24 protein-coding genes are annotated in these 26,586 nt (G+C 54.3%); 7 read left to right on the forward strand and 17 right to left on the reverse strand.

Annotated elements, in window-relative coordinates; translation table 11 throughout:
• Positions 1–71: 71 nt before the first annotated feature.
• The 8 genes from ACTH3S_RS04180 to ACTH3S_RS04215 all read right to left on the reverse strand — a co-directional run bounded on the left by ACTH3S_RS04180 (position 72) and on the right by ACTH3S_RS04215 (position 8,774).
• Positions 72–374, reverse strand: coding sequence for a type II toxin-antitoxin system RelE/ParE family toxin (locus ACTH3S_RS04180; RefSeq protein ID WP_441807769.1), 303 nt, complete (start codon positions 372–374; stop codon positions 72–74).
• On the reverse strand, positions 371–574 hold the full coding sequence (locus ACTH3S_RS04185) for an addiction module protein (RefSeq protein ID WP_441807770.1): 204 nt from the start codon (positions 572–574) through the stop codon (positions 371–373). The genes ACTH3S_RS04180 and ACTH3S_RS04185 overlap by 4 nt, the downstream gene beginning before the upstream one ends.
• Positions 575–836: 262 nt before the next feature.
• On the reverse strand, positions 837–1,853 hold the full coding sequence (locus tag ACTH3S_RS04190; protein ID WP_441807771.1) for a nucleoid-associated protein: 1,017 nt from the start codon (positions 1,851–1,853) through the stop codon (positions 837–839).
• A 266-nt stretch (positions 1,854–2,119) separates the two neighbouring features.
• On the reverse strand, positions 2,120–3,778 hold the full coding sequence (gene cysN / locus ACTH3S_RS04195) for a sulfate adenylyltransferase subunit CysN (protein WP_441807772.1): 1,659 nt from the start codon (positions 3,776–3,778) through the stop codon (positions 2,120–2,122).
• A gap of 1 nt (position 3,779) precedes the next feature.
• Positions 3,780–4,688: a sulfate adenylyltransferase subunit CysD gene (cysD, locus tag ACTH3S_RS04200; RefSeq protein ID WP_441807773.1), complete on the reverse strand. Its 909-nt coding sequence runs from the start codon at positions 4,686–4,688 to the stop codon at positions 3,780–3,782.
• 172 nt (positions 4,689–4,860) lie between these two features.
• Positions 4,861–5,268 carry a PilZ domain-containing protein gene (locus ACTH3S_RS04205; protein ID WP_441807774.1) on the reverse strand — a complete coding sequence of 136 codons (408 nt, stop codon included), beginning with the start codon at positions 5,266–5,268 and terminating at the stop codon, positions 4,861–4,863.
• A 262-nt stretch (positions 5,269–5,530) separates the two neighbouring features.
• A complete protein-coding gene (oadA, locus tag ACTH3S_RS04210) occupies positions 5,531–7,339 on the reverse strand; it encodes a sodium-extruding oxaloacetate decarboxylase subunit alpha (RefSeq protein ID WP_441807775.1) in 1,809 nt (602 codons plus the stop codon).
• Positions 7,340–7,358: 19 nt separating this feature from the next.
• On the reverse strand, positions 7,359–8,774 hold the full coding sequence (locus ACTH3S_RS04215; RefSeq protein ID WP_441807776.1) for an acetyl-CoA carboxylase biotin carboxylase subunit: 1,416 nt from the start codon (positions 8,772–8,774) through the stop codon (positions 7,359–7,361).
• A 172-nt stretch (positions 8,775–8,946) separates the two neighbouring features.
• On the opposite strand from ACTH3S_RS04215, the gene ACTH3S_RS04220 reads away from it, so the two are divergent.
• Entirely contained in the window at positions 8,947–9,888 is a 942-nt protein-coding gene (locus ACTH3S_RS04220; protein WP_441807777.1) for a LysR family transcriptional regulator, read from the forward strand.
• On the opposite strand, the gene gatB is transcribed toward ACTH3S_RS04220, so the two are convergent.
• The 4 genes from gatB to ACTH3S_RS04240 all read right to left on the reverse strand — a co-directional run bounded on the left by gatB (position 9,878) and on the right by ACTH3S_RS04240 (position 14,312).
• Positions 9,878–11,329, reverse strand: a complete 1,452-nt coding sequence (gene gatB, locus ACTH3S_RS04225) for an Asp-tRNA(Asn)/Glu-tRNA(Gln) amidotransferase subunit GatB (RefSeq protein WP_441807778.1) — start codon at positions 11,327–11,329, stop codon at positions 9,878–9,880. The two genes, ACTH3S_RS04220 and gatB, sit on opposite strands and share 11 nt — an antisense overlap.
• 21 nt (positions 11,330–11,350) lie before the next feature.
• Positions 11,351–12,808: an Asp-tRNA(Asn)/Glu-tRNA(Gln) amidotransferase subunit GatA gene (gene gatA / locus ACTH3S_RS04230; protein WP_441807779.1), complete on the reverse strand. Its 1,458-nt coding sequence runs from the start codon at positions 12,806–12,808 to the stop codon at positions 11,351–11,353.
• Positions 12,809–12,848: 40 nt separating this feature from the next.
• The gene (gene gatC, locus ACTH3S_RS04235) at positions 12,849–13,136 is read right to left on the reverse strand and encodes an Asp-tRNA(Asn)/Glu-tRNA(Gln) amidotransferase subunit GatC (RefSeq protein ID WP_441807780.1); all 288 of its coding nucleotides are present in this window, start codon (positions 13,134–13,136) and stop codon (positions 12,849–12,851) included.
• A gap of 87 nt (positions 13,137–13,223) precedes the next feature.
• Positions 13,224–14,312 carry a BON domain-containing protein gene (locus ACTH3S_RS04240; protein WP_441807781.1) on the reverse strand — a complete coding sequence of 363 codons (1,089 nt, stop codon included), beginning with the start codon at positions 14,310–14,312 and terminating at the stop codon, positions 13,224–13,226.
• Between the two features lie 269 nt (positions 14,313–14,581).
• Between ACTH3S_RS04240 and ACTH3S_RS04245 the strand changes: the two genes are divergently transcribed.
• The 6 genes from ACTH3S_RS04245 to ACTH3S_RS04270 are packed head-to-tail and all read left to right on the forward strand — an operon-like array spanning position 14,582 to position 22,898.
• Positions 14,582–15,622: a rod shape-determining protein gene (locus ACTH3S_RS04245; RefSeq protein WP_441807826.1), complete on the forward strand. Its 1,041-nt coding sequence runs from the start codon at positions 14,582–14,584 to the stop codon at positions 15,620–15,622.
• Between the two features lie 29 nt (positions 15,623–15,651).
• A complete protein-coding gene (gene mreC, locus ACTH3S_RS04250) occupies positions 15,652–16,536 on the forward strand; it encodes a rod shape-determining protein MreC (RefSeq protein WP_441807827.1) in 885 nt (294 codons plus the stop codon).
• Positions 16,536–17,012: a rod shape-determining protein MreD gene (mreD, locus tag ACTH3S_RS04255; protein WP_441807782.1), complete on the forward strand. Its 477-nt coding sequence runs from the start codon at positions 16,536–16,538 to the stop codon at positions 17,010–17,012. Before mreC ends, mreD begins: the two co-directional genes overlap by 1 nt.
• 2 nt (positions 17,013–17,014) lie before the next feature.
• Positions 17,015–17,617 carry a Maf family protein gene (locus tag ACTH3S_RS04260; protein WP_441807783.1) on the forward strand — a complete coding sequence of 201 codons (603 nt, stop codon included), beginning with the start codon at positions 17,015–17,017 and terminating at the stop codon, positions 17,615–17,617.
• Positions 17,614–19,095, forward strand: a complete 1,482-nt coding sequence (gene rng, locus ACTH3S_RS04265) for a ribonuclease G (protein ID WP_441807784.1) — start codon at positions 17,614–17,616, stop codon at positions 19,093–19,095. Before ACTH3S_RS04260 ends, rng begins: the two co-directional genes overlap by 4 nt.
• 35 nt (positions 19,096–19,130) lie before the next feature.
• Positions 19,131–22,898 (forward strand): YhdP family phospholipid transporter, encoded by a 3,768-nt coding sequence (locus ACTH3S_RS04270; protein WP_441807785.1) that lies wholly within the window; start codon positions 19,131–19,133, stop codon positions 22,896–22,898.
• A 16-nt stretch (positions 22,899–22,914) separates the two neighbouring features.
• Here the strand turns inward: ACTH3S_RS04270 and yjgA are convergent, their stop codons facing one another.
• The 5 genes from yjgA to ptsN all read right to left on the reverse strand — a co-directional run bounded on the left by yjgA (position 22,915) and on the right by ptsN (position 26,584).
• Positions 22,915–23,439 (reverse strand): ribosome biogenesis factor YjgA, encoded by a 525-nt coding sequence (gene yjgA, locus ACTH3S_RS04275; RefSeq protein WP_441807786.1) that lies wholly within the window; start codon positions 23,437–23,439, stop codon positions 22,915–22,917.
• 23 nt (positions 23,440–23,462) lie between these two features.
• The gene (gene mgtE / locus ACTH3S_RS04280) at positions 23,463–24,824 is read right to left on the reverse strand and encodes a magnesium transporter (RefSeq protein WP_441807787.1); all 1,362 of its coding nucleotides are present in this window, start codon (positions 24,822–24,824) and stop codon (positions 23,463–23,465) included.
• 93 nt (positions 24,825–24,917) lie between these two features.
• Positions 24,918–25,187 (reverse strand): HPr family phosphocarrier protein, encoded by a 270-nt coding sequence (locus ACTH3S_RS04285; protein WP_441807788.1) that lies wholly within the window; start codon positions 25,185–25,187, stop codon positions 24,918–24,920.
• A gap of 6 nt (positions 25,188–25,193) precedes the next feature.
• Positions 25,194–26,084, reverse strand: a complete 891-nt coding sequence (rapZ, locus tag ACTH3S_RS04290) for an RNase adapter RapZ (RefSeq protein WP_441807789.1) — start codon at positions 26,082–26,084, stop codon at positions 25,194–25,196.
• A gap of 29 nt (positions 26,085–26,113) precedes the next feature.
• Complete coding sequence (gene ptsN, locus ACTH3S_RS04295; protein ID WP_441807790.1) at positions 26,114–26,584, reverse strand: PTS IIA-like nitrogen regulatory protein PtsN; 471 nt, start codon at positions 26,582–26,584, stop codon at positions 26,114–26,116.
• Positions 26,585–26,586 lie beyond the last annotated feature (2 nt).

Genomic DNA, 26,586 nt, shown 5'->3' on the forward strand with positions numbered 1-26,586 from the left:
TAGGGCTTGGTCGCGCCATCCCTGGCGCTCCACATTTTTGGAAGGCCTCTTCCCAACCACTTCCCCGAGCTTTAGGAGTGCAGTCTCTTTTTCCTTTTGTCAGGATTAGCCCGCGTATCCAGAATCGCGATAACGGAGACTTCTTCTTCGTTGATGTCGTAATAAATCAGAAAAGGAAAACGCTTTGAAGGGCAGCAATAATACCCCAGCTTTTGTTGGTGGATGCCACCGAAAAACTCGAGAGCTTCAAGATCTGTGATAATTGCGCTGGAAAAATATTGCCCCAGGCCAGCAACAAGCTTTTCGTAGAAATGAATGGCAGAGTTGAAATCCGCTAAGGCTTCATCCGTGAGCCTGACCTTTCGATGCTTCATCCCTGAGCGCTGCGCTCCTTCAGTTCGTCCAGATTTGTATAGTTTACCTTGCCTTCCTGAATTTTCGCCGTGCGCCTCTGCAGCTCGCCTCGGTGCCACTCTGGTGGTTCTGGCAGGCTCTCGTCGCGCGTGAGAGATTCCCAAAGCTGTTCCATAGCATGAACTTTTTCAAGGTCAGTCATCCGATCGATATTCTGCATAACTCCCCCTTTTTACAATGCAGCCGAATAAAAGCATGCCACGAACCGCAAATACATTCACGAATAAAGAGCCCAAAAATACATGAAATTCAAGTTAAACCCGAAACGTCAGATCGGCCCGGGGTGTGGTGAGGCTTTCTGCCGGAAAAAGGTGTCTGAGCGCAGCGAGTTGCTTTTTCCAGAAGAAAGCCTCGCGACGCCGCGGAGCCTGCCTCACAAGCCTCAGGCAAACGAGGCTCGAGCCGCCCGCCCAAGAAGGGAGTTAGTCCCCCCGATTCTCAAGATACCGCTCCAACTGTTCCCGCAAAGCCTTAGGCAACCGGGTAATCGTAAGCGCATCCGTATCGCGATCATAATAGATCGCCTGGTTCACCAAATCCGAAGAAAAAGAAACACTCATACCGCCGCCAGACCCAGCAATACGCACCAACTTTTTCACCTTCCGATGATCCGGGTGCAGCACGCCGCTCTCCGGCATCTCCTCGGATTTACTCGCAAAGTCCTTAAAACGTTCCGGCTGCTCTTCATCCAAATAGCCAGACAACGCCTCAATGGCAACCGGTTCACCCAAAGCATGCTGCTCCTTGCAAAACTCATAAGCCCGGGTGCGCACCTCTCCAGCCTTCTCCGGTTCAGAAGACTTCGCAAAAGCCTCCACCGCATCCAAAAATGTCAGCGTTTCCTTCTCCACATCCACCTGATTGGTAAAACCACACAGCCGAATAAACAATTCCCCAGGGTCGCCGGTGCCACGGGCATGAACCAACGTAAGATAATTCTCAGCCGCGTTATCCCCCAGCCAATCATCCAGCTCAACCCGCATGGCCAGATTTAAGCGCGACATACTAAGCACATCCGTCGTATCCAGCGCCTGAGCACCATCAAAGCGCAGGGCGCCGTCGCTCTCCATAATCAGCAAATAAACAACATCCGAATCTGCCAAGGTCTCATGAACAACCATCAGCTGCCCCTGAAACTCCTCCTGAGCACCAGATAGCAGTTCCTGCCACTGCCCAAACAGCCGGTCAGTGAAAGACGCAAAGCTTTGCTTGTCCTCAAGGTAGTCCTTCAGCCAACTTGCAAACGGGCTCTCGCCAATATCATCCGAAAACCGCCCGTACTTCTTACCCGGCTTGCTGTTAAACAGTCGCTTCATCTGTTTGTGCAACGCCTCATAATCGCCACCCGGCTCCTGCAAGGCTTCACCGCTCTGAAGGCGGGCAGGCTGCCCAGGCTGGTATTGACTAGCAAAAGCGGTGCGTAAATGTTTGATGGCCATAAACAGAGAAACCCTAGAATGAAGAAACAAAAAAGCCCCGAAGAGCTAACTTCAGGGCCACAGATTCTGCCACGGACGAGCGATATATTCACGGTTAAAAAGCGAATGGTCTTGTTGGGAGGTAGCCAAGGAGCGGGGGTGTCTTTTCTTCTGGAAAAAGCAACTCGCTGCGCTCAGACATCTTTTTCCGGCAGAAAAGACACCCCCACCCCTTGGCCTCGGTCACAGCGATAGGGCTGCTTTAAAGCGAAAGGATTCTGCTTAATTTACACTCGCTTGTTGCGAACTAACTCTTGCACCAGTGCTGCAGCAACCCCGGAGACTTCTTCCGTTTTATCCGAAGCTATCGAAACGTTAGCAACGTCAGAGCCCAGGTTCACCGCAATGGCAATCAACCCATAAGCTGTCAGCAGTTGCGCGGTGCGTCGACGGTCGTCTGTGTTGCCAGCATTATCTTCACTCAGAATAACCGCTGTTTTGCCTTGATCGAACAAAGCACGCTCAACGGCCAGTGCAAGAGCGGGGGCCTGCGATCCGGAGCAGCCAATGATTGTCGGCTTCTGCGCCAACCTGCGCTCACGCTCCTCCGGGCTCACCGGCTCCAAAGTGCCTGTCGTTTCAGCTAATCCATCAATCATGCCCGCGCCAACGGTTACGTTGGTCAGCCTGTCGATCACAATAAAACTGCCCGTGGCGTGGTTGCGCTGGTAGGCATCAAATGCAATCGGCTGGCTCAGGGTTAGATCACACAAACCGATCTCATTTACTTGCAGCAGATCCGGGTTAGCGTGTTGCTCCAGCGTATTTACGTCGGTCTGGTAGTGGATCTTCCGAACCGTGCCAGATGTGAAAGTGGGGCCAAGTTTAATATCATACAAACGGCCGGTTTGCAGAGGTGCGTCCGTCATCCAAACAATATTCGCCTTGAAGCGATTGCCCACTTCTGGCTCGTCTTCTGGTTTTACCAGCATGTCGCCGCGGCTGAGGTCAATCTCGTCCGCGAGCGTAAGCGTTACCGCTTGATCAATATAGGCTTCATCCAGATTGCCATCGAACGTGACCACTTCCTTGATGGTACTGGTGCGCCGCGACGGCAGGGCCATTACCTTGTCGCCCGGGCGGATCACGCCAGAGGCAATGGTGCCGCAGAAGCCGCGGAAATTCAGGTTGGGGCGGGTCACGTACTGCACAGGGAACCGGAAATGCTCCAGGTTCTTATCGCGGTTTACCTCTACGGTTTCGAGGATTTCCATCAGCGGCTGGCCGTTGAACCAGGGGGTGTGCTCGCTGCGATTAACCACGTTGTCGCCTTCCAGGGCAGAAATTGGCACAAACCGGATGTCGGTCAGCCCGAGCTTGGCGGCGAAGGCCAAGTATTCCTCGCGAATTTCGTTGAAACGGTCTTCGCTGAAGTCCACCAAATCCATCTTGTTCACGGCTACCACAATATGCCGAATACCCAGCAGCGAGGCGATGTATGAATGCCGGCGGGTTTGGGTAAGTACGCCACGGCGGGCGTCGATCATTAGAATGGCGACTTGGGCTGTGGAGGCGCCAGTGGCCATGTTGCGAGTATACTGCTCGTGCCCTGGCGTGTCCGCAATGATGAACTTACGCTTATCGGTAGAGAAGTAGCGGTAGGCGACATCAATGGTAATGCCTTGCTCACGCTCGGCCTGCAAACCATCAACCAGCAGGGCAAGGTCGAGCTTTTCGCCCGTGGTGCCCATTTTGGCACTGTCGGTTTTCAGGCTCGCCATATGATCTTCGTAGATCATCTTTGTGTCGTGCAGCAGGCGGCCGATCAGCGTGCTTTTGCCGTCGTCGACGCTGCCACAGGTCAGCAGGCGCAGCAGTTCTTTGTTTTCGTGTTGCTTTAGGTAAGCCTGGATGTCGTCGGCGATGAGATCAGATTGATGTGACATATCAGAAGTACCCTTCCCGCTTTTTCTGTTCCATGGAGCCAGCCGAATCGTGATCGATCACGCGGCCTTGTCGTTCTGAGCTGGTGGCTAGCAGCATTTCTTGAATGATCTCGGGCAATGTGTCCGCCTCGGATTCAATGGCGCCGGTTAGCGGGTAGCACCCAAGAGTGCGAAAACGGATGGATTTCATCATCGGCTTTTCGCCCGCTTTTAGCGGCATGCGATCGTCGTCCACCATAATCAATGAACCGTCTCGATCAACCACTGGGCGTACGGCCGAGTAATAAAGCGGAACGATTTCGATGTTTTCCAAATAGATGTACTGCCAGATATCCAACTCAGTCCAGTTGGAGAGCGGAAACACGCGAATGCTCTCGCCCTTGTTCACCTTGCCGTTGTATGTGTTCCATAGTTCCGGGCGCTGATTCTTGGGGTCCCAGCGGTGATATTCATCACGGAAGGAATAGACTCGTTCCTTGGCTCGAGATTTCTCCTCATCCCGGCGGGCGCCACCAAAGGCGGCATCAAACCCGTATTTGTCCAGGGCCTGTTTAAGCGCTTGGGTTTTCATCACATCTGTGTGTTTTGCGCTGCCGTGGGAAAATGGCCCAATGCCTTGGTCCACACCATCCTGATTGGTGTGCACGATCAGATCCAGGCCGTATTCTTTTATCTTGCGATCCCGAAAATCAATCATGTCCCGGAACTTCCAGGTGGTGTCCACGTGCATCAGGGGGAAGGGGGGCTTACCTGGATGGAAAGCCTTGCGGGCAAGGTGCAGCATAACTGCCGAATCTTTACCAATAGAGTAGAGCATCACCGGGTTATCAAACTCGGCGGCCACTTCTCGGATGATATGGATGCTTTCCGCTTCCAGTTGTTTCAGATGCGTAAGGTTGTATGTGGTCATGATAATCCGTTGCCGCAGCGGGCCTTGAAGGCATGCAAATTGAAGGGGCAACTATATCAGAGGCGATAAGGCTATAAGAAGGCCTGCTTCTAGAGTTTTAAGTTATAGCAATATAGCGACAGTAGGATAGGGTTGGAAGATGAAAGCGGTGTGCTATGCCGCATGCTAGCCTTCAGGTTTGCGGGAAGGCGGCCAGAAGTTTGCGTACGTAAGTGTCTACATAATCAAACCCATTGTCCTCAAAATCTGAAAATTGGATACCCAGCTGAAATTCGTCCCTGGCCATTCTTCGCAAATGCACGATATTTCCGCTGGCGACTATGGATACCGGCTGGGTTGCGACCACTGGAACAGAGAAGCGGGCTTTGACGACAGTTAAGCTTCCCGGAGCTGGCACTTTCAGGCTAGGCGTTAATTGACTAACCGTATCCTGATCGCAGGAGAGCATGACGCCCGTGCGAGAGAGATTGGCAATTTTACAGATGAGCTGACAACCGTCCGGTTTCTCGATAACGATATCACTCACAACATCGGCGCGTTGCTGGTTGCGCAGGTTTGGCTTCGCTGTGGCAGCTGTCATGGGCACTCTTATGGGTACTATTGAGGCAGTCTCAGGTTTAAATAATGTGTTAGAACAATGTGTAAGCGATCAAAAGTGTAGTTGCTTGTTTTATGATCAGCAACTTTAGTGTCGTACATTATGGCAGATTTTTTAGATACTACTGAACAAGGGTTCACATTTTTGACTCAAGTCAGAAAATTTTGGCCGCGCGCCCAGCTCGGCTTTTGCGGCAATAAGTCGCCTCTGGTTATAGAGGCGACTTATTGCTACTGCCTGCTAGTCAGGCAATCTCGACCAGGACTTCACCGGGGGTTACCCTGTCGCCCTTGGCCACATAAATAGCCTCTACCTTGCCGTCGATATTGGCATGAACCTCTGTTTCCATCTTCATGGCTTCCGTGATCAGCACCGCTTGGCCGGCGGTTACGGTATCGCCTTCGTTTACCAGCACCTCTACCACATTGCCGGGCATCGCGGTGCTGACATGCCCCGGTGTGGTGGCCTTTTTGCGACCGCTACCACTGCCTTCGGCAACGTATTCGTTTAAGGGTTCAAATACGACCTCTTCAGGCATGCCGTCCAGCGATAGGTAGAGTTTGCGCTTACCTGCACCAGAATCGCCGGCGCCGGTTACCGCTACTTCGTAGCTTTCACCATGGACTTCAATGCGAAATTCAGTCGCAACGCCAGTGCCCATGCGTTCACCGGATTTGGCCTCTGGTGGCAGCAAGGGTTCCGGTGCCAGGGTGCCATCTTTGCGTTGCTGCAGGAATTCCCGGCCCAAATCAGGAAACATGGCGTAGGTAAGAACGTCTTCCTCAGTGGTGGCCAGTTCGCCGATGTCTTTGCGCAATCGATTCATCTCTGGGCTGAGCTGATCGGCTGGGCGACCATCATCCACAGACTCGCTACCGATGGCTTTGTTGCGCACATCGGCGTTCACCGGCGCTGGTGGCTGGCCGTAGCCACCCTGCAGGTAACGCTTTACCTCGTTAGTGATAGTTTTGTAACGCTGTCCAGACAGCACGTTGTACACCGCTTGGGTACCCACAATTTGTGAGGTAGGCGTAACCAGCGGTGGAAAGCCCAGGTCTTCCCGAACCCGGGGAATTTCATCAAACACTTCCCGAATACGATCCAGCGAGTTTTGCTCTTTAAGCTGGTTGGCCAGGTTGGACATCATGCCGCCTGGTACTTGGCTGATCTGTACCGAGACATCCTCACGGGTAAACTCGCTCTCAAACTGCTGATACTTTTTGCGCACCTCGCGGAAGTAGTCGGCAATTTCGCTTAACAGAGTTAAATCTAGCCCGGTGTCGTAATCTGTGCCTTTTAGTGCGGCTACCTGGGATTCCGTGGCCGGGTGGCTGGTGCCCGAGGAGAACGATGAAATGGCCGTATCAATGCGGTCGGCCCCGGCCTCGATGGCTTTGAGTTGGCACAGGGGTGCCAGGCCAGAGGTTGCGTGGCTGTGGATCACCAGCGGCAAGTCCACTTCCGCTTTGATAGCCTTAACCAGATCAAACGTAGCGTAGGGGGCTAGCAGCCCGGCCATGTCTTTAATGGCTATGGAGTCTGCGCCCATGGCCTGCATGTCTTTGGCTTGCTTCACGAAAAGCTCGGGGGTGTGTACCGGGCTGGTGGTGTAACAAATGGTGCCCTGGGCGTGTTTGCCGGCTTTTTTGACCGCTTTCATGGCGGTTTCAATGTTGCGTAGGTCGTTCAGTGCATCGAACACGCGGAATACGTCTATGCCATTGTCGGCGGCCTTCTGGACAAAGGCTTCCACCACGTCGTCTGCGTAATGGCGATAGCCCAGAAGGTTCTGGCCCCTAAGCAGCATTTGCAGGCGGGTATTCGGTAGGGCTTCGCGCAATTGGCGCAGCCGCTCCCATGGGTCTTCTTTCAAAAACCGCACGCAGGCATCAAAGGTGGCGCCGCCCCAGACTTCCAGCGACCAATAACCGGCCTGATCCAGCTTGTCGCAGATGGGCAGCATGTCTTCCGTGCGCATGCGGGTGGCGATCAGCGATTGGTGCGCGTCGCGCAGGACTACGTCGGTGATTTCTATTCGTTTTGCTTGGCTCATGATTCAATTCTCCTGCGGATTACCAGCCGGCATGGGCTGCAATGGTGGCAGCGATGGCGAGTGCGGTTTCACTGGGGTGACGCTTGGTTGAATAGTTCAGCAGCTCGGGATGGTCGGGCACAAAACTGGTGTTGAAATCAGCGTTGCGAAAATCCGGGTGATCCAGAATTTGCTGGTAATACTGTGCGGTGGTTTTGATGCCGTGCAGGCGCATGTCGTCTAGTGCACGTTTGCCGCGAGCAATCACCTCATCCCAGGTGAGTGCCCACACCACCAGTTTTAAACACATGGAGTCGTAGTAGGGGGGGATTTCATAACCTGTGTAAATGGCGGTATCCACCCGCACGCCGGGCCCGCCGGGTGCGTAGTAATGGGTGATGCGCCCGAAACTTGGGAGGAAATCGTTCTTCGGATCTTCCGCATTGATGCGAAATTGCAGAGCGTAGCCCCGGTACTGAATGTCTTCTTGGCGATAGCTCAAGGGCAGGCCAGAGGCAATGCGTAGCTGCTCACGAACAACGTCCACACCGGTGATGGCTTCGGTAATGGTGTGCTCCACTTGTATTCGGGTGTTCATCTCCATGAAGTGTACTTCGTTGCCAGACAGCAAAAATTCCACGGTGCCGGCGTTCTCGTAACCCACGGCTTTGGCCGCTTTCACGGCTAAGCCGCCGATATACTGGCGCTGTTCAGGTGTTAGCTGTGGGCTGGGCGCGATTTCAATCAGCTTCTGGTTGCGCCGCTGTATAGAGCAGTCGCGCTCAAACAAGTGGATGGCATTGCCCTGGCTGTCGGCCAGTATCTGCACCTCTATGTGGCGCGGGTTCACGATGCACTTTTCCATGAACACTTCGGCGGAACCAAAGGCTTTAGTGGCTTCGGAAATAACCCGTGGGTACTGGGAAGTTAATTCTTGCGGAGTGTCACAACGGCGAATGCCGCGACCGCCGCCACCAGAGGTGGCTTTTACCATCACCGGATAGCCGATGTCGTTGGCGAGCTTTAAGGCTTCTTCCAGGTTCTCCAGGTTTCCATCGGAGCCAGGTGTGATGGGAACGCCGGCAGCGCGCATGCTGTCCCGAGCCTGGGTCTTGTCCCCCATGCCGTGAATGATCTTGGAGCTGGGGCCGATGAACGCGACGCCTTTTTGCTCGCACAATCTGGCAATCTCTGGGTTTTCCGACAAAAAGCCGTAACCTGGGTGAATCGCGTCACAGCCAGTTTCCACTGCCAGGTTTACGATGCGGGCAGGGTCGAGATAACCGGCCAACGGGTCGTCGCCCAGAGAATAGGCTTCGTCGGCTCGCTTTACATGCAAACCGTAGCGATCGGGTTCGGTGTAGATGGCCACCGAGCGTATGTCCATTTCTGCGCAGGCTCGTACAATGCGAACAGCAATTTCGCCGCGGTTGGCGATTAACACTTTCCTCAGCATGGGAGGTTCCTCGTTTCGTTGTCCCGGATGAAGGTGACAAAACCCAAATTAAGGCCGTAAAACCTGAATTGAGATTACAAAAAGGGTAGCGGGATAGATCTTTCACGAAAAATTGATATTATTTTGATTATCTATAAGTAATCTCTTATGAATAAAGCAGGAAGCGCATTCAATGCCCCTTAGCATCCAAAAACTGGCCAGCCGCCTGACCTTTCGACAGCTTCAGGTGTTTAAGGCCGTGAATGATTTGAAGAGCTACAGCAAGGCCGGTGAACTGCTGGGGCTTACGCAACCCGCTGTTAGCAGCCAAGTGCGCCACCTGGAGCAAGCGGTGGGTATGCCCATGTTTGAATATGTGGGGCGCAAGCTTTATTGCACGGCGGCGGGCGAGGAGATGGCTGGTTGTGTGCGCTCGGTATTTAGAGAGTTAGAGCGGGTGCAAAATAGTCTGGCGGCATTGGAAGGGCAGGTAGCCGGGGAGTTGAGGCTGGTTGCGGTGAATACCGCGCAATATGTTGTGCCTTACATGCTGAGTGCGTTCCTGCAACTGAACCCTCAGGTGTCTGTGTCGGTGGCTGTTGTTAACCGGGCAACCGCTCTACAGCGGCTGAACGACAACGCAGATGATTTGGTTATTATGGGCATGGTACCGGCAGAACGGCCGCTGTCTTCACTGCCATTTTTGGATAACGAACTGGTGCCTGTTGTGCCTAATGGTCATCCGCTGCTTCAACAACAAGAAGTGACTGCTCAGGATTTTCTGGATAGTGGTCTGCTGGTGCGGGAAAGTGGTTCAGGTAGTCGGTTGGCGCTGGAGTTGCATTGTCAGGATCAGCGTTTGCGGGCGGAACCAAGTATAGAGTTGGGTTCCAATGATGCTTTAAAACACGCAGTTTTAGCCGGTCTTGGAGTGGCAGTGCTGCCTAAATTGGGGGTTTTGTCGGAACTTGCTCTAGGAAGCCTTCACGTGCTCGATATTAAAGGCTTCCCGCTAAAGCGAAGCTGGTGTGTGGTGTACCCGCAGGCGCGGCATCCGACGCCGGCCATGCGGGCATTTATTGATTACGTGCAGCAGAATATCCGCCAGTTCGAGCAGATGTTCCTTAGGCGTTGAGTCTTTTCAGTAGAATTTCATTGAACAGTTTCGGATTACCCTGTCCTTTAGAGGCCTTCATTAAAGGCCCCATAAAGCCGCCAAGCATTTTTTTCTGTTTCTTGGGGTCGGTCTCCTGCTGATACTGAGCCACTTGGTCTGGCATGCCAGCGATCACCTCATCCACCATTTGCTCCAGCGCGCCGGTATCCGAAACCTGCTTCAGGCCCTGTGACTCGATAGCTGCATCGGCATTCTCACTTTCGCCACTCCAAAGAGCTTCCAAAACTTTCTTCGCCCCGGATGACGACACAGTGTTATCGGCAATGCGTGCAACCAGCTGGCCCAGTTGTGTGCCGGTAATAGGTGCCTGCACTACCGTTTTCTCTGCTGCGTTCAGCCGTGCAGAAAACTCACCCAACACCCAGTTGGCAGCCAGTTTAGCGTCTTTTCCGTGGCTGGCGGTTTCTTCAAAAAACGCTGCAAGGCGCGCTTCAGCACTGAGCAGGCCGGCGTCGTAATCGTTCAGGCCATATTGGTCTTTGAATCGGGCTTTGCGATCATCTGGTAGCTCCGGCAACAAATCACGAGCGCTTTCAATAAAGGCGTCGTCGATAACCACGGGCAACAGATCCGGGCAAGGGAAGTAGCGGTAATCGTTGGCCTCTTCCTTGCTGCGCATGGACCGGGATTCGTCCCGGTCGCCATTGTAGAGGCGGGTTTCCTGAATGATTCTGCCGCCGTCTTCCAGAATATCCATCTGCCGTTCTACTTCGTGGGCAATGGCCTGCTCCATGAAGCGGAAAGAGTTCAGGTTTTTGGTTTCGGTGCGGGTGCCAAGTTCGTTCGAGCCCTTGGGTTTGAGTGAAATGTTCACATCAAAGCGCAGGGAGCCTTGGCTCATGTCGCCATCGCAGATGCCAATCGAAGACACCAGGGCGTGCAGCTTTTTGGCGAAGGCAACGGCTTCTTCCGCACTGTTCATGTCTGGCTCGGTAACGATTTCAATCAACGGCGTGCCAGCGCGGTTCAAGTCGATGCCTGTCATGCCGTCAAAGTCTTCGTGCAGCGACTTGCCTGCATCTTCTTCCAGGTGAGCGTGGTGAATACGCACCCGCTTGCTGCTGCCATCTGCCAAATCAACATCCACAAAGCCGGGCCCCACAATGGGGTGGTCCAGCTGCGTGGTTTGGTAACCCTTGGGCAAATCCGGGTAGAAATAGTTTTTACGGTCAAACACCGAGCGACGGCCTATGTCGGCGTTCACTGCCAGGCCAAACATCACCGCATAGCGAAAGGCCTGCTCGTTGGGCACAGGCAGGGTGCCCGGCATAGCCAGGTCAACTGCGCTGGCCTGGGTGTTGGGCTCGGCGCCGAAAGCGGTGCTAGAGCCGGAAAAAATCTTGGTTTTGGTGGCAAGCTGAACATGAATTTCCAGCCCGATCACAATATCCCACTGCATAAACGTTCTCCTGGTTCGGGCTTACTGGGGAAGAGTCTGGTGCCAGTCAGTTACCTGCTGGAACTGATGGGCAGCGTTCAGCAAACGGGCTTCTTCAAAATAGTTGCCGATAATCTGCAGGCCTACTGGCAAACCGTCCACAAAGCCCGCCGGTACAGACATAGCTGGCACACCCGCAAGGTTTACAGCGATGGTGAAGATATCTTCCAGATACATAGTGACCGGGTCGCTGATTTTCTCGCCCTGCACAAAGGCCGGCGAGGGAGAAACCGGGCTCATCAATACATCCACCTGCTTGAACGCGTTAATGAAATCCTGCTGAATTAGCCGGCGAACCTTCTGCGCTTTGAGGTAGTAGGCATCAAAGTAGCCAGCAGAAAGGGCGTAGGAGCCTACCAGAATGCGGCGCTTCACTTCCCCTCCGAAGCCTTCGGCCCGGGTGCGGGTATACAGGTCGTTCAAGTCCTTCGGATCTTCACAGCGATAGCCGTAACGCACGCCATCAAATCGCGAAAGGTTGGCGGAAGCTTCTGCTGGCGCGATCACGTAATAGGCCGCAACGGCCAGGTTGGCGTGGGGCAGAGAGACTTCTTTTACGGTAGCGCCGAGTTTCTCGTACTCTTTTATCGCATTGCGTACCTGCTGTTCCATCGCTGGGTTGAGCTGGTCCGAAAAGTATTCCTTCGGCAGACCCACGCGCAAGCCTTTCAATGGCTCGTTCAGAGTAGCAGTGTAATCCGGTACGGCCCGATCCACCGAGGTAGAATCTTTCGGGTCAAACCCTGCCATTACATTGAGCATCAGCGCATTGTCTTCGGCGGTGCGTGCCAGGGTACCCCCCTGATCCAGGCTGGATGCGAAGGCAATCATGCCGTAACGAGAAACCCGGCCATAGGTTGGCTTTAGGCCGGTAATGCCACACAGCGCGGCCGGTTGGCGGATGGAGCCACCGGTATCTGTGGCGGTTGCCGCTGGCACTAGGCGCGCTGCTATTGCAGCCGCTGAACCACCGGAAGATCCGCCTGGCACACGCTTTTCGCCGTTGCCCAGCCCCCAAGGGTTGGTCACTGGGCCGAAAAAGCTGGATTCGTTAGACGAACCCATAGCAAATTCGTCCATGTTGGTTTTGCCCAAGCACACAGCCCCGGCGGCACGGAAGTTGGCAGTGACGGTTGCATCGTAAGGCGGCACAAAATTGGCCAGCATCTTCGAGCCGCACGTAGTGGCAACACCGTTGGTGCAAAATATATCCTTGTGGGCAAAAGGTACGCCTGTCCACACACTCGCCTTGCCTGCTGCACGTTGTTCGTCAGCGGCTTTGGCATCCGCCATGGCCCGATCTTCAGTGATCGTAATAAAACTGTTGTACTGGCTGTCTTCAGCCTTGATGCGATCGAGGAACTCACGGGTCAGTTCCACGCTTGAAATCTTGCCGCTTTCCAGTTCGCGGGAAAGCTCTGCTACGGATTTGTTATGCATGTTCAATCCTGATAGTGGGCTGATGGAGGGATTCGTCAGATCACTCAATAACGCGAGGTACAAGGTAGAGGCCATTCTCGGTGGCCGGAGCAATGGCTTGGAAGGCCTCCCGCTGGTTGCTCTCGGTCACTTCGTCGGCCCGCAAGCGCTGAACCGCATCAAGCGGATGGGCCAGCGGCTCTACGTTATCTGTATCGGCGGCGCTGAGCTGATCAACCAAGCTAAGGATGTTGCCTAGGTCATTCTCCAGTGCTGGTATCTGCTCTTCGTCGAGACGAATACGAGCCAGCACGGCGACTTTTTCAATGTCTTCGCGGGAAATGGTCACGTTGACTCCAAAGTGTATAACAGCGTTTTATGAAGGCCGTTATGGTAACAGATTCGCGGCTAAGCGGGAGGGTTGAGGCTGCTCGAACTATTCAATGGGCCGGGTGTCGTCCAGTAGGTCTTCAGATGCGGCGTCGCTGCGTTCTTTACGCACTTGCCGGGAAATGTGGGTGTCCGGACGTACATTAAGATCATCGCGAGGCGGACGCTTGGGCGTGGGTGAAGGTGTGTGAGTGCCTGTATCAGGTTTTTCGGCGTTTGCTGGCATTTCAGGTAAGTCTGTAGTGAGTAATGTTGCCGCCGTCTGGTCGAAACGCAGTCGGTAGATGGGTTCTGGTAAGGTGAACCCTTGGGTTTCCAGAGCATTCTTGGCGGCGCGAATGGAAAGGCTGCGGGCTTTGCCGTAGTCGGATTCACGCTGGTCAATCCAGGCCAAAAACCTGATGACAATGTTGGAATCGCCCACGGATTCGATAATTCCGCTGGGTTCCGGGTCTTCCAGTACCCAGTCCAGCTGCTGCAGAGCGGCCAGACCGGTCTGAATGGCGTGGGCTGGGTCGTCTTCTGCATCTACGCCCAGCACGAAATCAAAGCGGCGCTGCGGATTGCGTGTGTAATTGAGGAACGGGTTGTCAGTTAACCGTGCCCAAAGCCCGTTGTGGCCGGCCAATCGGTGCCCAGCGAACGCTACAATGAGAAAAATACTGAGTGCCACTAGCAATAGTGGTAGGGCTCTTACCCAGCCGCGCAGGGTGTTTTGCAGCGAATCCCACAGGGGGGTAAGGTTGTCCTGTAAGTCTAAGGTGCGCACAACTCTGTCATCAACGGCGATGGCGCCTTCCACCCGATTGGCCAGTTTTAGTGCTCGCTGGGCTTGCGCTTCGTTGGCAGCCTGCCCCGACAGTGCCACTACGCCGCTGTTCACGCTAATGTGTAAAGACTCGAACTGCGGAATCTGGGCGAAAATGCTAGCAATGCGCTCAGCGATCAGCGCGTCACTCTCGGCACCTGGCTGCAAGGTAATCGCGCCAGCCGGCTCGGCTTGGTTTTGCTGGGCCAGGGCCAGTGAGGGCAGTCCCGCCGTGACCAGCAGCGTCAACGCTAACAGCAAATGCCAAACCATTGCGGCTGTGCGGGTGCCGTGTGGCGGGCTAACTTTAACTTTCGTTGTACTCAACTGGGGCCTCAACTCTGGCGGGTTGAACGGGGTGGATCCGAGGTTTTAGGGGCGACTTTAATGTGAAGCAAAGTTCAACATACGGTTGGCGTCAACCCGAAAACTGTCCCATACGGGATTGTTGCCCTTAGGAGCATGAACAATTCTTCATGCCAAGATCGGTCTCATTTGTCTTTGCAACAGGCTGCGCCTTGCCTGAGCGGGGGGGCACTGCTAAAGTTGCCGCATCTTTCTGCAACCGCAACTCTTAGGTTGAAACTACACGAATGTTGATTAAAAGACTCCGAGGCTTATTCTCCAGCGATTTGTCCATTGATCTGGGCACCGCCAACACCCTTATTTTCGTGCGTGACCGCGGGATTGTGCTGAACGAGCCGTCCGTTGTAGCCATTCGTACCAGTAACTCCCAGAAAATGGTTGCCGCTGTTGGTGCCGAGGCGAAACGCATGTTAGGCCGGACCCCTGGCAACATTACCGCCATCCGCCCCATGAAAGACGGCGTAATCGCCGATTTTGTGGTAACCGAAAAGATGCTCCAGCACTTTATTCACAAAGTGCATGAGAACAGCTTCATTACTCCAAGCCCGAGGGTTCTGGTGTGTGTGCCCAGTAAATCTACCCAGGTAGAGCGCAAAGCCATCCGCGAATCTGCCTTGGGCGCCGGTGCTCGGGAAGTGTTCCTGATCGAAGAGCCCATGGCCGCCGCAATTGGCGCAGGCCTGCCGGTTGAAGAGGCCACAGGCTCGATGATTGTGGATATCGGTGGTGGCACGTCTGAAATCGCCATCATCTCCCTAAATGGTATCGTTTACGCGGATTCCGTAAGGGTAGGTGGTGACAAGTTCGACGAATCCATTGTTACCTACGTTCGCCGTAATTACGGCAGCCTGATTGGTGACACCACTGCCGAGCGTATCAAGCACGAAATCGGCTGTGCCTATGAAGGGTTGGAGATTCTCGAGATTGACGTGCGTGGTCGTAACCTGGCTGAAGGGGTTCCCCGTGCTTTCACCCTCAACAGCGAGGAAATTCTGGACGCCCTCCAGGAATCTCTGGCGCAGATCGTACAAACGGTGAAAAGTGCGTTGGAGCAGTCCCCACCAGAACTGGCCTCAGATATTGCCGAGCGCGGTATCGTGCTGACCGGGGGCGGTGCACTGCTGCGCGGGCTGGACAAACTGATCAGTGAAGAAACCGGTTTGCCGGTAATCGTCGCCGAAGACCCGCTAACCTGTGTTGCCCGTGGTGGCGGCAAGGCGCTGGAAGTGATTGACCGGGGCGGCATTGGAATGTTCTCCCAGGAGGGATAATCCTTTGGGGAGGGATCACCATTAAGACTATTTTCGTCCAGGGGCCAATGCCAGGCCTCAGGCTTGCACTTGTTATTCTTGTATCGGCGGCGTTAATCGTTGCCGATCAGCAGTTTGACCGAGTTACCCCTGTTCGCAGCACCTTGGCAACTGGCCTCACGCCGGTTTATTGGCTTGGTAATGCGCCTTCGCAGCTCAACAATTGGGTGGCAGGGCTATTTACCACCCGCGAAGACGTGAAGCAGGAAAACGAAGTCCTGAAAGCCCGCTTGCTCATTCTCGAGCGCAGGGCCCTCAAGTATGCTGCTCTGGCCTCTGAAAACAACGAACTCCGCCGCCTGATGAACTCCTCTGAATTGCTCGATGACCGGGTTATCGTTAGTGAAGTGGTGGGTGTGTCGCCGGATCCCTATTCCCACGAAATCATTATCAATAAAGGCCGCAGCGACGGACTGCAGGTTGGTCAGGCAATACTCGACGCCCATGGCCTGATGGGGCAGGTGGTGCAAACCAGCCAGATTACCTCCCGTGTTCTTCTTGTTTCGGATAGTAGCCATGCTGTGCCAGTAGAAGTTGTGCGCAACGGGCTTCGCGCGATTCTTCTTGGCACCGGCGATTCCGGTACTCTGGATTTGGTTCACGTACCAGACACAGCGGATATCCGAGAAGGGGATTTGCTGGTCAGTTCTGGACTGGGTGGACGCTTCCCACGGGGATATCCGGTTGCAGAAGTGAGCCTGATCAACAAAGAACCGGGGGAGCCTTTCGTGTCTATTCAGGCCCGCCCGAAAGCAAAACTCAATCAGAGCCGCTTGGTCTTGGTTGTGTTCCCGCCAAAGGAGGAGTCGCCCGCTGGGCCAGAAGCAGCCGATGACATCCAGGCAACCGAACCGGCGCAGGAGGGACAGGGCTGATGCTATCTGTAATCAGTTATCCGGTATTTGTGCTGTCGGTGATCGCGTCGCTGGTACTGAGCATTTCCCTATTTCCCGTGGGTTGGTTTGAGTTTCGGCCTGAATGGCTTGGCTTGGTGGTTTTCTACTGGACATTCCGTGCACCAGCGCAGTTCGGCATAGTGTTTGCGTGGAGCCTTGGTTTGCTACTCGACGTGCTGGAGGCCACGCCGCTGGGTGTTAACGCTCTGGCGATGGGTCTGATCGCGTTTCTGGTTCTCACTGTTCATCAGCGGCTGCGCATGTATCCCATACCACAACAGTGCTTAATGGTCTTTTTGTTGTTGGGTATTAATCAGATGCTGGTGCACTTTCTTAAGCAGATGTTTGGCGGCGAAGATGCCGGTTTCAGCTATCTGTGGCCAGCACTGACCAGCGCTCTGGTATGGCCCGTATTTTCCATACTGATGGATAACATCAACCGGAAGCTGGGGTAGCCATGACCTCCATTATTCTTGCCTCGGCGTCGCCGCGCCGGTCAGAACTGCTTGCGCAAATCGGTGTGCGGTTTTCTGTGCAGCCTGCCCATATTGACGAAACCCCGCGCGCGGCAGAAGCCCCGGGTGACTATGTCGAACGGCTGGCCCGGGAGAAAGCACTTGCTGTTGCGATCCATTTCCCCGGTAAACATGTTCTGGGCTCGGACACCTCTGTAGTTCTGAGTAACGACATTCTTGGCAAACCAAATGATGAAAGCGAAGCCAGAGCTATGCTGGCCCGGCTGTCTGGCAATGCCCATCAGGTTATGACGGCCATTGCGCTGGCGAAAGACGGGCACTGCGAATCTCGACTGGTGATCACAAACGTTACGTTCCGCGAGCTAGAGGAAGATGAGATCGCAGCCTATGTGGCCACAGACGAACCGATGGATAAAGCCGGGAGTTATGGAATTCAGGGCCTTGGTGGTATTTTTGTGAAGGAACTCAGGGGGAGCTACAGTGCTGTTGTGGGCCTGCCGTTGCAGGAAACAGCCGCCTTGCTGGCCGATGCCGGCTGTCCTGTCTGGAAACACTGGCCGAGTAGTCTGGAGAGCCAAACATGAGCGAAGAGATCCTGATCAACGTCACGCCGGTTGAAACCCGGGTCGCGCTGGTCGAGAACGGTATGCTGCAGGAAGCGTATATTGAGCGTGCCAGTCGCAAAGGCATTGTTGGAAATATCTACAAAGGCAAAGTTGTACGTGTGCTTCCCGGTATGGAAGCAGCGTTTGTAGATATAGGCCTAGAGAGAGCGGCGTTTATTCATGCCTCCGATGTGGTCTCAAGCCAGTCCAGCCCGTCTAATTCCGGCGACTCCCCTAAAACGGTTCCGGATATTCGGACTTTGCTGCGCGAAGGTCAATCGTTGATCGTGCAGGTAACCAAAGACCCTATCGGTACAAAAGGCGCTCGGCTCACCACTCAGCTTTCCATACCATCTCGTTATCTCGTGTTTATGCCTGAAGTCCGGCACGTGGGTATTTCCCAGAGAATTGAGGATGAAACCGAACGCAATCGGCTGAAAACTCTCGTTGAGGAAGGCGCCGCAGCGCATCCTGATGTCCAGGGTGGGTATATTATCCGCACGGCGGCAGAGGCTGCATCGGCAGAAGAGCTGATGGCCGATATGAACTATCTGCATCACCTTAGCCAGTCTATTCACGAGCGGATTGATAAGGTGCAGGCGCCCGGTGCCGTGTACCAGGATTTGCCTCTGTTTATCCGCACCATTCGTGACCTTATTCGGCCACAGACAGAAAAAGTTCGCATCGACAGTCGTGAAAGTCATCAGCGGGTTATGGAGTTCGTTGGAGAGTTTGTAACCGAGTTCGCTGACAAGGTGGAGTATTACCCAGGCGAGCGCCCGATTTTTGATCTCTACTCCGTGGAGGATGAGATCCAGAAGGCGCTAAGCCGTAAGGTTCAGCTCAAGTCTGGCGGTTATGTGATCATCGATCAGACTGAAGCCATGACCACCATCGATATCAATACTGGCGCCTTTGTGGGCCACCGAAATCTTGAAGAAACCATTTTCAAAACCAATTTGGAAGCAGCCAGGGCGATCAGTCGCCAACTGCGTCTGCGTAATCTTGGCGGTATCATCATCATCGACTTTATCGATATGGACGATGTGGAACATCAGCGCCAGGTGCACCGGATGCTGGAGAAGATGCTCGAGCGAGATCACGCCAAAACGAAGATCACCGGGGTGTCTGAGCTGGGTCTTGTAGAGATGACCCGGAAGCGAACCACCGAAAGCCTTGGCCAAGTTTTATGCGAGCCTTGCCCAATTTGCGATGGCCGAGGTTTCCTTAAAACCAGTGAAACTGTGTGCTTTGAAATTTTCAGGGAAATTTTGAGAGTTAACCGAGCTTACGATGCCGAAAGTTATCTGGTGATGGCGTCCCAAAGCGTAGTAGATCGCCTTGTTGATGAAGAATCCGACAATGTGGCAGATCTTGAAACCTTTATTGCAAAGGCCGTCCGTTTTCAAGTCGAGCCATTCTACAGCCAGGAGCAGTACGATGTCGTTTTGCTCTGATTCCGGGGCGACGCACCTAGGGAGTAACGCCCCAGATGTCTTCCTCTGAGCGCCCGCCTATTCGTATAATGGCGCTCTTGACCGGCGTTGTATGGTGGCTGTTGTTGGTTGTGTTGGTGCTGTTTGCTCTTTATGCAGGAATTGGCCGGCAGCTTACCCAGAATGTGGAAGCGTTTCGGGACGACCTTTCCCAAGAGCTTTCTGCCCGCCTGGGGCATGACGTCAGAATTGGTAGCCTTTCCTCTCAATGGTTCTGGCTGGACCCTTCATTTACCGCCCAAGATATCGAAGTGACCAACCCGGATTCCGGGGTGCAGGTGATGAGCCTGCAGCATCTGACTATCCGTTTTGACGCGTTGGCTTCACTGATGCGTTTCAGGATTGTCTTCGAGGACTTCGAAGCCGACGGGCTTGAGTTGACGCTGAATCAAAAGGATAGCGGTGATGTGGGTGTCCGGGGCGCCGACTTTCCGGAGCCGTTCGATGCTCGGTTTCGGTACTGGCTTGAAGTCGCCGGAAAGTGGCTATCCGATCCCTACATAAAAGTGACCCGTGTGAGCCTGGGTATTCGTGATAACCAGGGCCAGCTTCGGCACCTCGATATACCCCAGCTTGATTTGGTCTATCACAAGGGCCTGTTCCGAGCGTCTGGGCGAGCTATGCGATCCGCAACAACTCAGCAGCTTGCCAGTTTTACACTGGTGGGCAAGCATTTCTTTCGCGGTGACTTTAGCGGTCAGTTGTACCTCGATGTGGATTCCGGTCGATTGTTTGATGGGCTGGTGGATGAATACCAGTGGCGAGACATCCGGATAGAAGGGTTTGATTTGGGTGGTGAAGCTTGGCTGACCTTCCGTGGAGGCATCTTACAGCAGGTAAGCGGTACCGTAAGAACCCCATATCTGCAACTGGGCGTTGCCGGCGAGTCCCTGGCCCCACTAGAAGATATCAGTGCTCGGTTTGGCTGGCGTCGTCATCATGCGGTCATGGAGGTGCCGGAAGAATCTGGCGATCGGTCTGAAACCATCGGTGAGTGGCATTTGCAGCAGCTGGCCTGGACCTGGAATGGAGGCGAGGTTTCACCGTTCAGCCTGAAGCTATTCCCCGAACCGGAAGGGTTTACCATTACCGCCGATGCTATGCCATTGCGCTCCCTAAGAAACCTCGTAGGTGCGCTGCCGCTGCTGCCTCCGGTCGCCAGTGACGCGCTGGAAGACTATCGCCCGGTGGGTTTTCTGGATGGCGTAAAAATTAGTGTCCCCGGGCGAGGCAAGAACAGCTTTGAGTTCTCGGGTCGGCTTAAAGATGTTGGCGTTGCCGCCTATGATGGTGCACCTGCAGTGAGCGGCGTACAGGGTATTATTTATGTTGATCAAAGCGCCGGGTATGTGCAAGCCCGCGCCGGCGTGCAGCCGGTAACTCTGGGCTTCCCTGAACTGTTTAACAGTGAATGGCCGTTGCCCGAGATGGCTGCGACGGTCGCTTGGCAGCTAGACGGCCCCATTACCCGAGTTTACTCAGACGACATACGCCTAAGGTATGGCAAGCAGACCCACATGGTCGGCGCTTTCGATCTGAAACTGGATGAGCAAGGTGAGGATAATCTAGGTCTCCGTGTGGGCGTTGAACACGGCAACGCATCCATGCTGGCCAAATTTGTTCCACAAAAGGTTGTGGACGCCGAACTCTATGAATGGCTCACCACAGCCATCACCGAGGCTGATATCACATCTGGCGTTTACTATGGCCATGGCCAGATTGGCACAGACGCTCCCTCAGGATCGTTTGTGTCATCCATGTGGTATGAGTTCGAAAATGGGACCGTTCGTTATGATGATCAGTGGCCAAAGGTAACCGGAGCTCGCGGGCGTGTGGATATACAAAACGGCGACACGCTGGTGGCTCTAGCTGCAGGAAAAACCGGCGGCTTGTCCCTGAGCCCTAGTACTGTAACCGTCGTTCCAGAACCGGGTGGGGCACGGGTGCGTGTGGATGCGTCTGCGCCCATGCCTGGCGCTGCCGTGGCCTATTGGATGGAGAATAGCCCCTTTGGCGACATGGCCGGTGCAGAAGCCAGGCGTCTTGATTACGCCGGCGATTACGAGCTGGATCTTGCGATCGACTTGTCTCTAAAGGATGGCGTGACGCCAGTTGTTCAGGCAAATGTTCGTACAAATAATGGCTCAATACGCTATCCCGAGGCTGATCTGCGCTGGGACAGTATTTCAGGTGACCTTACCTATCATTCTGTTAACGGTTTTTCCGGAGAGCCCTTGAAAGCCAGCTTTTTGGACGAGCCGGTCAGAGTGATATTTAGCCAGCCCGCTTCGAGTTCGGCAGGAGGGCCAGAGGCGCTCAGAATACAGCAAACTGGCACTTTGCCTGTGCCAGGGGTGTTTCGCCAAGTTGGCCTGGCGGACCCAGAAACCCGCGAGGGCGGTGCATCCCAACAGAGCCGGTATGGGCTTAGCGGAACGGTGAATTATTCAGCACAACTGGATGTGGCTTCTGACAGCACTCCCCGGGTAACGATCCGCTCTAACCTGGAAGGGTTGGGCATTGACTGGCCGGGGCCTTTTTCTAAAGACGCAGGGCAACTTACACCGCTGGTGGCTGAAATAGATACGGAAGCAGAAGGTGGCTTAGGTATTTCGGGTACTTGGGAAAATCGCGCAACCTTTGATCTATTGTGGAAGAACTCTGGGGTTGAACTGACCTTCGGGGAGCTATACCTAGGTGATCAGACCCTGACAAATATCGATCTTGAGGCCCTCGATCTTGGCGACCGCTGGGTTTTGAGTACCCACTCAGAGCGTGCTATTGGCCGGATTGTCATACCCAACGATCGCAGCCTTGTTAAGGCAGATTTTGAAGTGCTCCGGTTAGTCCGAAATGAAGCCGGCGCAAAAGACGCACCAGAGCTGCTGACCCTGGAGCAGCAACTTGAAGCCTTCCGGGCGATGGACATGGCAAGCTGGCCGGATGTGGATGTGGCTATATCAGAGCTACAACTCAACGATGACAGTTTGGGGCGCTGGGCGTTCCATTTGCGGCCTGAACACCAAAAACTCAATGTCACCGGAATTGAGGGCCGGCTCAAATCGCTTACACTACTGGGCGACATGACCTGGAGTGTTATCGATGATAGGGAAGTCAGCCAGTTTATCGGGTCTATAGCCGGTGGCGGGCTGGCGGATCTTGGCGAGCTTTTTGATGCGGAGATTCCGCTCTCCAATAAACAGACGGACATAGAGCTTGAGCTGGATTGGCCTGGGCGCCCTGATGAATTTGAACTTGCACGCCTCAGTGGGCAAGCCAGTTTTCGTTTGGATAACGGCGTTATCCTAGAGCGTAACAACAGTGCGCAAGTGTTCAGGATTTTCAATTTACTCAACGCCGATACGCTCTGGCGCAGGCTCAAACTGGATTTTTCAGATCTGTATAAGCGCGGCGTGGCCTTTGATGCCATCTCGGGCAAGGCGCGTCTTGATGATGGCTTGCTGACAATGGATCCCGAGCTTCAGGTGGTTGGGCCTTCAGGTGCCTTCAAGCTTAGCGGCAGCACCAATCTGACAGACGAGGTTCTCGATATGCGCCTGGTAGTGGTCTTGCCACTGACCCAGAACCTGCCGCTGGCGGCATTGTTGATGGGAGCCGGAGCTCCCATCGGTGGAGCGCTTTTTGTGCTGGACAAGGTACTGGGTGACCCACTGAGTAAACTAACCAGCGCCACCTACAACGTAACAGGTACCTGGGATGAGCCTAGCGTGGATCTGAGGCGGGTATTTGATACCGGTAACTAGCCAAACTTAACACGGCTTAGGCCTCGGCTTCGTCAACGCACTCCCGCAGATAGCGGAACAGCTTGCGGGTTTGCCCGGTGTTTTTCTGTTTTTCCACATCTCTGCGGGCGTTGCGAACCAGATTGCGCAGGTGCTGTATATCGGCGCCGGGGCAGTAGCTGAAAAACTCGCCGGCTACGGAGTCGCCGTCGGTAATCATCCGGTCGCGCCAACGTTCAGCCAGATGGTGGCGACGGGTATGTTCCTCACTTCCTGAATCGAACGCGTCGATAGCCCGCAGCACGCCATCCGGGTTGTCTTCTTGCCGGATAATCTTGCCAATGTATTGCAAGTGGCGGCGCTTGGCCTCATTTTGCCGAATCCGGCGGGATTCCTCAATAGCGCTTCTCAGGGTGTCGCTGATGGTAAGCGTATCAAGCTGGTCGTTGCTCAGCTCAATCATGCGCTTACCAATGTTTTGCAGTGCGTGCATGTCTCGCTTGAGCTGGGATTTACTTGGCCCGGAATACTGCGGGGTGTCGTCTTGGTTGTCGTCGATCATGGTTTACATCCAGGTTTGTCCGGTCACGCGTAAAAAATGGTCGCAAGGCCGAGGAATGACATAAAACCGACCACATCTGTGACGGTTGTCAGTATAACGCTGCCAGCCAGGGCAGGGTCGATGTTACGTGATTTCAAGAACAGCGGCAGCACGGTACCCACCAGCGCAGCAGCCACAAGATTGATGATCAGCGCAGCGGCAATAATGGCGCCTATCAGTAGATCCTGAAACCAAGCCATGGCTGCGGCTGCTACAACTCCGGCCCAGAGCATGCCATTGAGAATACCGGAAAGAAACTCCCGGTTCAGCAGCCAGCCCACATTGGCCCCACTGATTTGCCCTACTGCCATGCCCCTGATGACCAAAGTAAGGGTCTGGCTACCTGCAATGCCCCCCATGCTAGCCACAATGGGCATGAGGACAGCCAGGGCAACTACTTTTTCGATGGTGTCTGCAAACAGGCCAATCACGCCAGACGCTGTGAACGCGGTGAGAAGATTCACGCCTAGCCAGATTGCCCGGCGCCGGGTTGTCTTCCAGACGGGCGCAAAGGTGTCTTCGTCATCATCCAGGCCGGCCATGCTCATCAGCGAATGATCTGCATCTTCCCGGATAACATCCACCACGTCATCGATGGTGATGCGGCCCAGAAGGTGGCCTTCTGGGTTTACAACCGGAGCAGAAATCAAATCGTACCGCTCGAACAGCGTCGCAACCTTGGTATCCGACAAAGAGACGGGGATGGGTTCAATGTCTGTATCCATCACTTCCCGCACGGTTGCGGTTGGGCTGGAAACGAGCATCTTAGTGATGGGCAGCATGCCGATAAACTCGTCTCGCCGGCTCACCACAATCAGGCTATCAGTCATCGGCGGCAGTACTCGGTGCAAGCGCAGATAGCGCAATACCACGTCAATGCTGATATCGGGGCGTACGGTGATGGTGTCCGTATTCATCAGGCCGCCGGCGGTGTCTTCCGGGTAGGAAAGCACTGCTTCAACCCGCTGCCGGTCCTGCTCGTCCATGGTGTCCAGAACTTCCTGGATCACCTTATCTGGTAGCTGCTGAAGAAGGTCGGCCAGATCGTCGGACTCGAAGTCCTCGATAATATCCGCCAGTTCCTGCGCATTCAGCCGGCTCAGATATTCGGCACGTATATCCTCGTTTAGGTATTGGAGAACATCGCCTTCCAGCTGTTTGTCTACCAGGTTCCAGAGCAGGGCACGCTGGCGCGGTGGCGAAGATTCAAGCAGGTGGGCGATATCACTGGGGCTCAGGCCGCCGTTAAGAATACGGGCGACCTGTTTAAGCGCACCACTATCCAGCGCTTCGCTCAGTGAGCGTAGACGCTGGCGGGCCTGGCTTTTTTCCAGAATATCAGACATGAATCACCTACAGTCAGAAAACGTCCGCATTATAGCGGAGTTAACCAATGTACGTGAGAAAGAGTTGCAAGGATTTGCCGTGAAAAAGGGGGACTATTCGCCTTCCCCAAAATAGTCGTTAATGAGAGCGGTGAGGGCGTCGATAGCGTGTTGTTCATCTGAACCATCGGCCACCAGTTCCACTTCGGTACCTTTGCTGGCCGCAAGCATCATCACCTGCATGATGTTTTTTGCATCTACCTCACGGCCTTTGCCGCAGACTTTCACGGTGCTGTTGAATTGTGAGGCGGTGGCAACCAGTTTTGCAGTGGCTCGGGCGTGTAGGCCAAGTTTATTTATAATCACAATGGGGTGGCGGATCACGGTAAATCAGACCTCTTTCCGGGCCTGCAGATGCGGCAACTCGGTGTGACGTACCTGCACATTGCTGCTGTGTTCGCGGAAATGCCGCCCCAGCTGTTCACAGATATAAACCGACCGGTGCTGGCCGCCGGTGCAGCCAATAGAAATGGTCATGTAACTGCGATTGCGATTGCTGTCGGCAAAAGAGGGGATCCAACTTTCCAGAAACGCAATGAGATCGTTCACCATTTTGTGGCTTGCGGATTCTTTCTCAAGAAACTCAATAACCGGCTGGTCTATGCCTGTAAATTTGCGCAGGCTGGTATCCCAGTATGGGTTCGGTAGACAGCGCACATCGAACACGTAATCGGAATCCAGCGGTACGCCGTGCTTGAAGCCAAAAGATTGGAACAACAGCGCCAGTTCCTGATCTTTTCGGCCGGCCACACGCTGTTTCACCATATCCCGCAGCTCGTACATCGACAGGCCTTTGGTGTTGATGTAGAGATCCGACAGCTTGGAAAGTGGTTCGAGAAGATCTTTTTCGCTGCTGATAGCTTCCCTGAGAGAGGTTTTGTCATCGCTCAGTGGGTGTTTGCGACGCGTGGCATGAAATCGTTGCAGCAGGGATTGCTCGTCGGCATCCAGGTAAATAATCTCAACCTGGATATCGGCTTTGCGAAGCTTGCGGTAAATTTCTTCGAAATTGGCCAGCTCAGCAGACAGGTTGCGGGCGTCAATGCTGACCGCCATTTTGTCGAGCCGCCCGGGCGCGCTCTGGTCTGCCGCCTCCCGCGTAAGAGGGAACAGAAGCCCGATAGGCAGGTTATCAATACAGTAGTAGCCCAAGTCTTCCAATACGTGAAGAGCAGTACTCTTGCCGGAGCCGGAGCGGCCACTGACGATGATCAGCTTCATGATGAAACAGCCTGTTGCCAGAGTGGGTATTAGACGCTTGCCGCGGTCATGTTTTGGTAAAGCGCTGGTGCGTCTTCGCACTGCCTGAGACGGTCGCAAAAAGCGCGCTCATTAAATTTCTCGGCAAGCTGGCTCAGTAACTCAAGGTGCTCGCTGGTGGCTTCCTTGGGCACAACAAGTGCAAACACAAGATCTACCGGTTGGTTGTCAATTGCATCGAATTCGACGGTTTCCTCCAGCGTCATTAATACGCCAATAACCTGTTCGAGCCCTTCCAGACGACAATGAGGAATAGCGATTCCCTGGCCGATTCCGGTGCTACCCAGGCGCTCTCGGGCAATCAGGTTATTGAATATCTGGCCTTCGCTGAGAGCCGAGTTGTGCTGGTGAATCTGCTCGGCAATGAACTCCAGAACCCGCTTTTTACTGGACGCGGGCACCTTGCACAGGGTTAACTCCGGGGCAAGAATGTTGTCTATTGTGAGGGATGTGTCACTCATGA

Source organism: Marinobacter sp. (genome assembly GCF_052094685.1).
GTDB lineage: Bacteria > Pseudomonadota > Gammaproteobacteria > Pseudomonadales > Oleiphilaceae > Marinobacter.

Bases quoted from the DNA above. Each gene is read 5' to 3' on its own strand.
- ACTH3S_RS04190 (WP_441807771.1), bottom strand. From the start codon at position 1,853: ATGGCCATCAAACATTTACGCACCGCTTTTGCTAGTCAATACCAGCCT.
- yjgA (WP_441807786.1), bottom strand. From the start codon at position 23,439: ATGATCGACGACAACCAAGACGACACCCCGCAGTATTCCGGGCCAAGT.
- rapZ (WP_441807789.1), bottom strand. From the start codon at position 26,084: ATGAAGCTGATCATCGTCAGTGGCCGCTCCGGCTCCGGCAAGAGTACT.
- mreD (WP_441807782.1), top strand. From the start codon at position 16,536: ATGCTATCTGTAATCAGTTATCCGGTATTTGTGCTGTCGGTGATCGCG.
- ACTH3S_RS04220 (WP_441807777.1), top strand. From the start codon at position 8,947: ATGCCCCTTAGCATCCAAAAACTGGCCAGCCGCCTGACCTTTCGACAG.
- ACTH3S_RS04185 (WP_441807770.1), bottom strand. From the start codon at position 574: ATGCAGAATATCGATCGGATGACTGACCTTGAAAAAGTTCATGCTATG.
- ACTH3S_RS04260 (WP_441807783.1), top strand. From the start codon at position 17,015: ATGACCTCCATTATTCTTGCCTCGGCGTCGCCGCGCCGGTCAGAACTG.
- ACTH3S_RS04270 (WP_441807785.1), top strand. From the start codon at position 19,131: ATGTCTTCCTCTGAGCGCCCGCCTATTCGTATAATGGCGCTCTTGACC.
- cysD (WP_441807773.1), bottom strand. From the start codon at position 4,688: ATGACCACATACAACCTTACGCATCTGAAACAACTGGAAGCGGAAAGC.
- gatB (WP_441807778.1), bottom strand. From the start codon at position 11,329: ATGCAGTGGGATATTGTGATCGGGCTGGAAATTCATGTTCAGCTTGCC.
- ptsN (WP_441807790.1), bottom strand. From the start codon at position 26,584: ATGAGTGACACATCCCTCACAATAGACAACATTCTTGCCCCGGAGTTA.
- ACTH3S_RS04180 (WP_441807769.1), bottom strand. From the start codon at position 374: ATGAAGCATCGAAAGGTCAGGCTCACGGATGAAGCCTTAGCGGATTTC.
- gatA (WP_441807779.1), bottom strand. From the start codon at position 12,808: ATGCATAACAAATCCGTAGCAGAGCTTTCCCGCGAACTGGAAAGCGGC.
- mgtE (WP_441807787.1), bottom strand. From the start codon at position 24,824: ATGTCTGATATTCTGGAAAAAAGCCAGGCCCGCCAGCGTCTACGCTCA.
- ACTH3S_RS04205 (WP_441807774.1), bottom strand. From the start codon at position 5,268: ATGACAGCTGCCACAGCGAAGCCAAACCTGCGCAACCAGCAACGCGCC.
- cysN (WP_441807772.1), bottom strand. From the start codon at position 3,778: ATGTCACATCAATCTGATCTCATCGCCGACGACATCCAGGCTTACCTA.
- oadA (WP_441807775.1), bottom strand. From the start codon at position 7,339: ATGAGCCAAGCAAAACGAATAGAAATCACCGACGTAGTCCTGCGCGAC.
- rng (WP_441807784.1), top strand. From the start codon at position 17,614: ATGAGCGAAGAGATCCTGATCAACGTCACGCCGGTTGAAACCCGGGTC.
- ACTH3S_RS04215 (WP_441807776.1), bottom strand. From the start codon at position 8,774: ATGCTGAGGAAAGTGTTAATCGCCAACCGCGGCGAAATTGCTGTTCGC.